This is a genomic window from Desulfobacter sp. UBA2225, assembly GCF_002348205.1.
Classification (GTDB): domain Bacteria; phylum Desulfobacterota; class Desulfobacteria; order Desulfobacterales; family Desulfobacteraceae; genus Desulfobacter; species Desulfobacter postgatei.
In genome coordinates, this window is sequence record NZ_DDYV01000119.1 from 1 (window position 1) to 7,202 (window position 7,202).

General features: G+C 50.8%; 6 protein-coding genes. 2 read left to right on the forward strand and 4 right to left on the reverse strand.

Annotated features, from left to right (window positions below):
- Positions 1-1,675: aldehyde ferredoxin oxidoreductase family protein (locus B3D59_RS06435; RefSeq protein WP_286818497.1), on the reverse strand; the 1,675-nt coding region annotated here is incomplete at its 3' end.
- A 547-nt stretch (positions 1,676-2,222) separates the two neighbouring features.
- Here B3D59_RS06435 and B3D59_RS06440 point away from each other — a divergent pair.
- Together B3D59_RS06440 and B3D59_RS06445 are read left to right on the forward strand one after the other, a co-directional pair.
- Complete coding sequence (locus tag B3D59_RS06440; RefSeq protein ID WP_286818498.1) at positions 2,223-3,647, forward strand: L,D-transpeptidase family protein; 1,425 nt, start codon at positions 2,223-2,225, stop codon at positions 3,645-3,647.
- 257 nt (positions 3,648-3,904) lie between these two features.
- Positions 3,905-4,441: a YcbK family protein gene (locus B3D59_RS06445; RefSeq protein ID WP_286818499.1), complete on the forward strand. Its 537-nt coding sequence runs from the start codon at positions 3,905-3,907 to the stop codon at positions 4,439-4,441.
- 18 nt (positions 4,442-4,459) lie between these two features.
- Here the strand turns inward: B3D59_RS06445 and aguB are convergent, their stop codons facing one another.
- From aguB to B3D59_RS06460, 3 genes are all read right to left on the reverse strand, one after another.
- The gene (aguB, locus tag B3D59_RS06450) at positions 4,460-5,326 is read right to left on the reverse strand and encodes an N-carbamoylputrescine amidase (RefSeq protein ID WP_286818500.1); all 867 of its coding nucleotides are present in this window, start codon (positions 5,324-5,326) and stop codon (positions 4,460-4,462) included.
- Between the two features lie 11 nt (positions 5,327-5,337).
- Positions 5,338-6,444 (reverse strand): agmatine deiminase family protein, encoded by a 1,107-nt coding sequence (locus tag B3D59_RS06455; RefSeq protein ID WP_286818501.1) that lies wholly within the window; start codon positions 6,442-6,444, stop codon positions 5,338-5,340.
- A 92-nt stretch (positions 6,445-6,536) separates the two neighbouring features.
- The coding region (locus tag B3D59_RS06460; protein WP_286818502.1) for a polyamine ABC transporter substrate-binding protein at positions 6,537-7,202 on the reverse strand (666 nt) is incomplete at its 5' end.

Below are 7,202 nucleotides of genomic sequence, written 5' to 3' on the forward strand. Positions count from 1 at the left end.
AGTCCTTAAGCGGCGTGAAAAAAGCCTGCGCCAGGGTCTCGTCTTCCGGGGTCATGCCTTCCCTCAAGTTAAACTCCCGGGCCTTGGCTGCCACGTTCAGGGCAATACCGGACAGATTCTCCTTTGATCCGTCCATGCCTGTTGCAGCAGTGATCATCTCTCCGAGCAGTTCCCAGGGGTAGAGGTCACGATAGAATTTGCACAGGATCATGGTGTCAAACAGGGTGAGTCTGTCTTCAAAATCGACAAAGAGTTTTGCCTTCCCTTCCACTTGATCGGGATCAATCATGCCTGCCAGTTCCGGTTTGTAAAAGGTAGACCGCAGATGGCAGGCTCCCCGGTCCGAGGCGGCATAGGCCAGGCCCATACCCTTGAGTACCCTGGGATCGTAGCCTGCCGGTTCCAAACCTTTGACATGAACGGCCTGCTCCTCCATACCGAAGACTGCGGCGGCGTGGCGAATACCCCGGGCCAGGGTTTGGCCGATGCCCGCTTCATTGGCCGCAATTTTGACAAGCAGCTCTTCGATCGCCCGGGCGTCACCGAATTGGATGGCATAATCGGAGTTCCCCTGTTCGTGGGCCATCATGGCAAAGGCTGCCAGATTTCCGGCAGTAATGGTGTCTATCCCCAGACTGTCACAGACATGGTTGAGCCGGACAATCTGTTCCACCTCCTCCACCATGCACAGGCCGCCAAAGGTGTATAGGGTTTCGTACTCCGGTCCCTCCAGCACCAGGCCCTTGTGGGGTCCTTGGATGACCTTTGTCATCCGGCCGCAGGAAAGATAGCATTTTGCGCAGGCATGGGGGGTGACGTCGCATTGGCTGTGCAGGGCATCTGCTGATATTTTTTCCCAGTGGGGGGCGTATCCTTTGGTCCAGTACCGGGTGGGAAAGGCCCCGGCATTGTTCATGATTTTTACCATCTGGGAGGTGCCCATGGATTTATAAGCCTGGACCACGGGATGATCCTTAGCCTCGGCAGCCATGGCCTTAGATAGTTGAGTCAGTCCTTTTTTATCAAAAACCTCCCGTTTTTTATTGCCGGAAAAAACAATGGCTTTAAGGTTTTTTGAGCCCATGACCGTGCCGGTGCCGGCCCGTCCTGCACATCGCCATCCATCGTTTTTGATGATGGAAAATTTGACCCCGGCCTCGGCAGCCGGTCCAATCACGCTGAGTCCGGTTTTCCAGCCTTTGGGGTGTTTGCCGCTGAATTCGGCTTTAACGGCAGACTCCGTTTCAAAGGTGTCTTTGCCGGCAAGATGACTGCCGTCGTGGAAAAAAGCCCCTTCCGGGGTGATTTCCATCATGATCAATCCATCTGCCCTGCCGTGGATGACAATGGCATCAAAGCCTGTGGCGGAAATGGCTTCAGGTACCTTGCCCCCGGAATAGGACTCAGCATAGAGACCGGTCAACGGGGATTTGGTAAAAACCCCGTACCTGGAACTGCCCCAGGTGGTGGTGCCGGTTACGGCACCCGTGGCAAAGATCAACCGGTTCTCCGGCGAAAGAGGATCAATACCCGGCGGGTTCAGTTCTGTCAAAAGCCATGTGGCAAGCCCCTTGCCTCCCAGAAAATTTTCGTAAACCGACTGATCCACGCTTTTGATCTCTGCTTTTTGATTAGACAGATCCACGTAAAGGATCTGATTAAAAAAACCTTTCATTTCCATCTCCTTTCATTTCCTCGAAATGCCTATCTCCTACAGTAATTCTTGTTGAAGTACAAGAAAAAGGTTAGCTAAATACCTTTGAAGTGCCAAAATATCAATATGTTGAAAATGATCCATCAAAATTGATAGGTATTGCCGCCGAAGTTAGAACCAAACCCGTTTTGGGTCTTCAGGTATTGGATGTTTTGTTTTACGACCCTTTCCTAATTTAAGGTTTTTGTTTATTGTTCATACATTGGTTGACAAAAAGGACGCTTTCATTTAGAGCTTGCGCTAACCTTTTTTAACGGATTATGTTTTGAGACGGTCTAATCAAACCAATCAAAAATCATGGCAAAAAACACAAATCAAGATGCTTGCTAAGGCTTGTATTTTGTTTGTTGTGTTGACAGTGGCAGGCCTGTCCTCTCCGCCGGCCAGTTATGTTGAAATGAGGATGGACGTATTGACAGGGGCCATCAAGGAATATGTTGAATCTCATCCCCTAAGCCTGCCCGCCTCCTTCAAACATCAATCATCTTCAAACCATCAAGGACTTTGGTTGGCTGACATTTACCACCTGACAGGTTTGCGCCCCCTCTGGGTAACCCCCGAAGGTCCAGGTAAGAAAGCGGCAATTATTTTTCTTTATCTGAGCAAATCCAATACTGAGGGCCTTGACCCGGATGACTATGGGGTTACAAGGATTTCCGATCTCTGGAGGGCACGTCAGCCCCAGCTCCTTGCCGAGCTTGACATCCTTTTGACCTTCAACCTTATCCAATATATTCATGATGTCAGTTGTGGGCGACTTTCTGATGTTAACAAAGAGTTCGACCCTGTTGCTTCCATAGAACAAACGCTGAGCGCTCCGGACCTTGAAGGTTACCTCGCAGGGCTTCCCCCTTCACACCGGCATTATACCGAGTTGAAAACGGCATTAAAGATATACCGTGGCATTGAAAAAGATGGGGAATGGCCACGAATACCAGCCGGAAAAACCATCAGGCCGGGGGATCTGGATGACCGTGTTCCCGCCATCATCCATCGTCTTGCCAGGAGTTGCGATCTGGACTTCAAAGTTTCTGATCTAACTCATTATGACAGATCGCTCATTCCTTTCATCCTACAGTTTCAGACTATGTATGGACTGGAACCGGATGGCGTTATCGGTCAAAAAATGTTGGCTGCCATGAACATTCCTCTGTCCAGATTGATTCAACAGATCATTGTCAACATGGAACGTTGGCGCTTGAGACAACACGATCTTGGAAAAAAATATATCCTGGTAAACATACCAAATTTTAATCTGTCCGCATTTGACAAGGAGCATATAGCTCTTGATATGCCTGTAATCGTAGGCGGATTCAAACATCAGACTCCGGTCTTCAGTGATCACATCCTTTATATTGATATGAACCCTTACTGGAATATCCCCAAGAGCATTGCTGTGAATGAAGAGCTGCCAAAGCTCAAGAAAAACCCTTATTATCTTGTAAATAAGCGTATTCGGCTTTTTTCCACGGGTGACAATGCCGGAGAACTGGATTCTACCTCCATTGACTGGGCCGGTGTCAGTCGGGCCCGGATGGCACAATATCGGCTTCGTCAGGACCCCGGCCCATGGAATAGCCTGGGAAAAATAAAATTTGTTCTCTCCAACCCTTACGCCGTGTACATGCACGACACCCCCCAAAAAGGACTTTTTTCCCGTTCCAGAAGAGATTTCAGTCATGGCTGTATCCGGGTCAGCAACCCATCGGGTTTGGCAGCCTTTGTACTTAAGGATTTGCCGGAAAAATGGTCTCTTGAAAAAATAGACGATATCATAAAAAGTGGAAATCGGCGGGTCATAACTCTCCCCATACCCTTGCCCGTCCATATCACTTATCAAACCGTATGGGTTGACAAAAAGGGCAATATATATTTCAATAGGGACGTTTATGGTCGGGACGAAGTGCTTATGAAAGCTTTGTTCAACAAATAACAGCCATGGGCTTGACCTGATCTATCAACACCTATGCTCAACCTACAGCAAGAAATGAAAGTAATTTAACATCTTATTGGGACTTTCATATGACAGCCATGGGCTGACCTGACATATCAACTGCCAGGCACAGCCCAAAACAAAGCTTGAAAGATCTGAGTAGCTTACCCAGACTTTCTTATAACAGAGGCACAGCCCTCACGGTTTTTAGGCTGCCTGTGGCAAAAACGGGAAAGATAGAAGCGTATATGTCTAAAATGAATCGACGTCAATTTCTTTTAACCTCGGCACTGACAAGCATGGGATGGTTCACCATCCCTCCATTCAACAGCTGGGGAATGGTATCGGAAAAACAAAAACACCCTCTCTCCTTTTTTCATACACATACGGGAGAATCGCTGGAGATACCTCTCTCCAAAGGCCGCCTCCTGCCATCGGTTCAAAGAGAGATCAACATGTTTCTCCGGGATTTTCGGACAGGTGATATCCACCCCATTGACCCCGGTCTTATGAATATCCTGTCCAACATTCAGCGGCTTGCTCGCAGCCGGGGCACTATTGAGGTGATCTCCGGATACCGGTCAAAAAAGACCAATCAGGCCCTGGGCAGAAAAAATCACGGCGTGGCCAAAAAGAGCCTCCATATGAAAGGACAGGCCATCGACATCCGCATTACGGATGTGCCAACCAGAAAAGTTCGGGACATAGCAACAGCCATAGGCTTTGGAGGGGTGGGGTATTACCCCAAGTCCGACTTTGTTCATTTGGACACCGGGGATTTCAGAACCTGGTAGCCGTTTTTCGGGTTTAGCCTATTGTCCGTCCAGGCAGCCCAGCGTTCCGTACATAGATGGACGCCGGTCCCGGAACAGGCCCCAGCCCGCCCGCATGGTTTCAATTTCTTTGAAATTAAAAGAAATGATTCTGAGGTCTTCGGTTTTACGGTCACACTGGGCAAGTATCTCTCCGGTGTTTCCGGTGATAAAGGAGGTGCCGTAAAAGGTCATTTCAATATCCTGGTTCTTTTCCGTGCCAATGCGGTTGGATGCGCACACGGGAATCACATTGGCGGCGGAATGACCCTGCATGGTCCGCTGCCAGTGGGGCTGGGAATCATACCCGGGCATTTTGGGTTCAGACCCGATGGCCGTGGGGTACAGCAAGATATCCGCCCCCATCAGCGCCATGCTGCGGGCTGCTTCCGGAAACCATTGGTCCCAGCAGATGCCCACGCCCACCTTGGCGAACCGTGTGTCCCACACTTTGAAACCGGTGTCGCCCGGGCTGAAATAATATTTCTCTTCATAGCCAGGTCCCTGGGGGATGTGGGTTTTGCGATAGATTCCCCTGACTGTGCCGTCGGCATCAATCATGGCCACACTATTGAAATATGCCTGATTGGCCCGTTCAAAAAAGCTGATGGGCAGCACTACGTTTAGTTCCCTGGCCAGGGCAGTGAATCGTTTTATCAAGTCACTTTCGGCAGCCTTCTGGGCCAGGGAAAAATAGGCAAAATCCTGTACCTTGCAGAAATAGGGGCCTGAAAACAACTCCTGCAGCAGTATGATGTTTGCACCCCTGGCTGCCGCATCCCGTACAACCCGTTCCGCCTTGTTTAGATTGGTTTCATACGTTTTGCTGCAGACCATCTGGGTGACAGCGACATTTACTTTGTCCATGTTCACTCCGGTTAAAAGGGTGGAAGGGCTGTGCCTGTCGGCTGTTGCTGGGTAATGCAGTGTATCCCCCCGCCGCCGGCAAAAAGGGGCAGACTCGGGATCTGGACAATGGTGCGATTCGGGAAAATCTGCTGCATGATCTCCTTTGCCTGATCATCTGCCGGATCGTTAAATGAGGACATGATGATGGCGCCATTGGGTATGTAAAAATTGATATAGGAGAGATCCATGCGTTCGCCGTTCCACTTCTGGTGAGCCGGCTGGGGAATCTCCGCGATCTCAATGGCCTTTCCGCAGGCATCCACCGCGCCTGCAAGCCGTTGTTTGGCATCCTGGGTCACGGCAAAATTGGCGTCATCCGGGTCAATGCAGTTATTTAACAGAATCAGTCCCGGCCGGGCAAATGTGGCCAGAATGTCCACATGCCCCGTGGTCTCATCCCCTTCAAGACCGTTGGCCAGCCACATCACTTTATCAATGCCCAGATAGGTCTTAAAAAGGGTTTCGAAATCCGCTTTGGTATATCCCGCATTGCGTTTGGGGTCCAGCAGGCACTGCTCTGTGGTGATCAGCGTGCCTTTGCCGTCCACATGGATGGAACCGCCTTCCAGAATAAAGGGAGCGGTGTACCGCCGCATGGACAAATGGCGCAGGATTTCAATAGCCATGCCCTCATCGCAGTGCCCTGTAATGGGGTAGTGCCCCCATCCGGTGAAGACCCAGTCGATGCCGGCCACCTTGCCTTTTTTATCCCGCACAAAGGTGGGCGCACTGTCGCGGGCCCAGGAGTCAAAGCAGGTCGCCTTGACCAGGGTGACAGCGCTGCCTAAAAGGTTTTGGGCTTCTGTCCATTGTTCCGGGTTGACCAGCATATAAACCGGTTCAAAATCGGCAATGGCCAGGGCCACTTCAGCATAGGTTTGTTTTGCTTCGGGCAGCACGCCCTTGAAGCACTCCTGGGAGCAGGGCCACACCATCCAGCAGGCATCATGGTCCTCCCATTCTGCCGGCATGGTCAGCCCGTCACTTTGGGGGGTACGCACGGGAATGGAGAAAAATCCGTTTGCAGGGGGACCTGCCAAAGGATGTTCCCCCTGAATCTGTATCAGTTGTGTCATGTATCTTTTTGTGTCCTGATGTTGTTAGAAGGAGGTGCCCATATGCAATTTTTCGCAACAACGAAGCAGATGTGGGCCTCCTCGTCCAAAAATTATCTGGTTTTTATCATTGTCCACAGCTCGTCATAGTACCGGTTATCTTTCCCAAGGTCAGTGATGAACTCAAGCGTCTTCATGGTCTCTTCGCTGGGGTAAATAGCCGGATTCTTCAGGTCCTCAGGGGTGATAAATTCCTTGGCCGCCTTGTTTGGGGTGGCATACTGGGTCCAGTTGGAGAGTGCTGCGCCGTTATTGGCATCCAGCACCCAGTTGATGAATGTGTGGGCATAGTCCACATGGGGGGCACCCGCAGGAATGGCCATATTGTCCGCCCAGATCACGCCGCCTTCCTTGGGATTGGCAAAGACAAATTTATCAGGGGCCTCATTCACGGCACGCAGGGCATCACCATTGTAAACCAGAGCGGCAATGGCCGTGCCTGCAACAACCTTGGAACGGCCGCCGGTTCCCACGTCAAATCCGGCAAAGTATTTGCTGGACTTGGTCTCGATCATCATATCGGCAAGGGCTTTGAGGTCGCTTTTGTCCAGGGTGTTCACACTTTTGCCCATGTATTTCAGGGCAATGCCCAGCATTTCCCGGATGGAGTCAATCATGACCACAGGACCCTTGCGGGAGGCCGGATCAAAGAACAGAGCCGTTGACGCCACATAATCGGCTCCCAGCTTCTCTTTATTATAGAGCATACCCACGGTGCC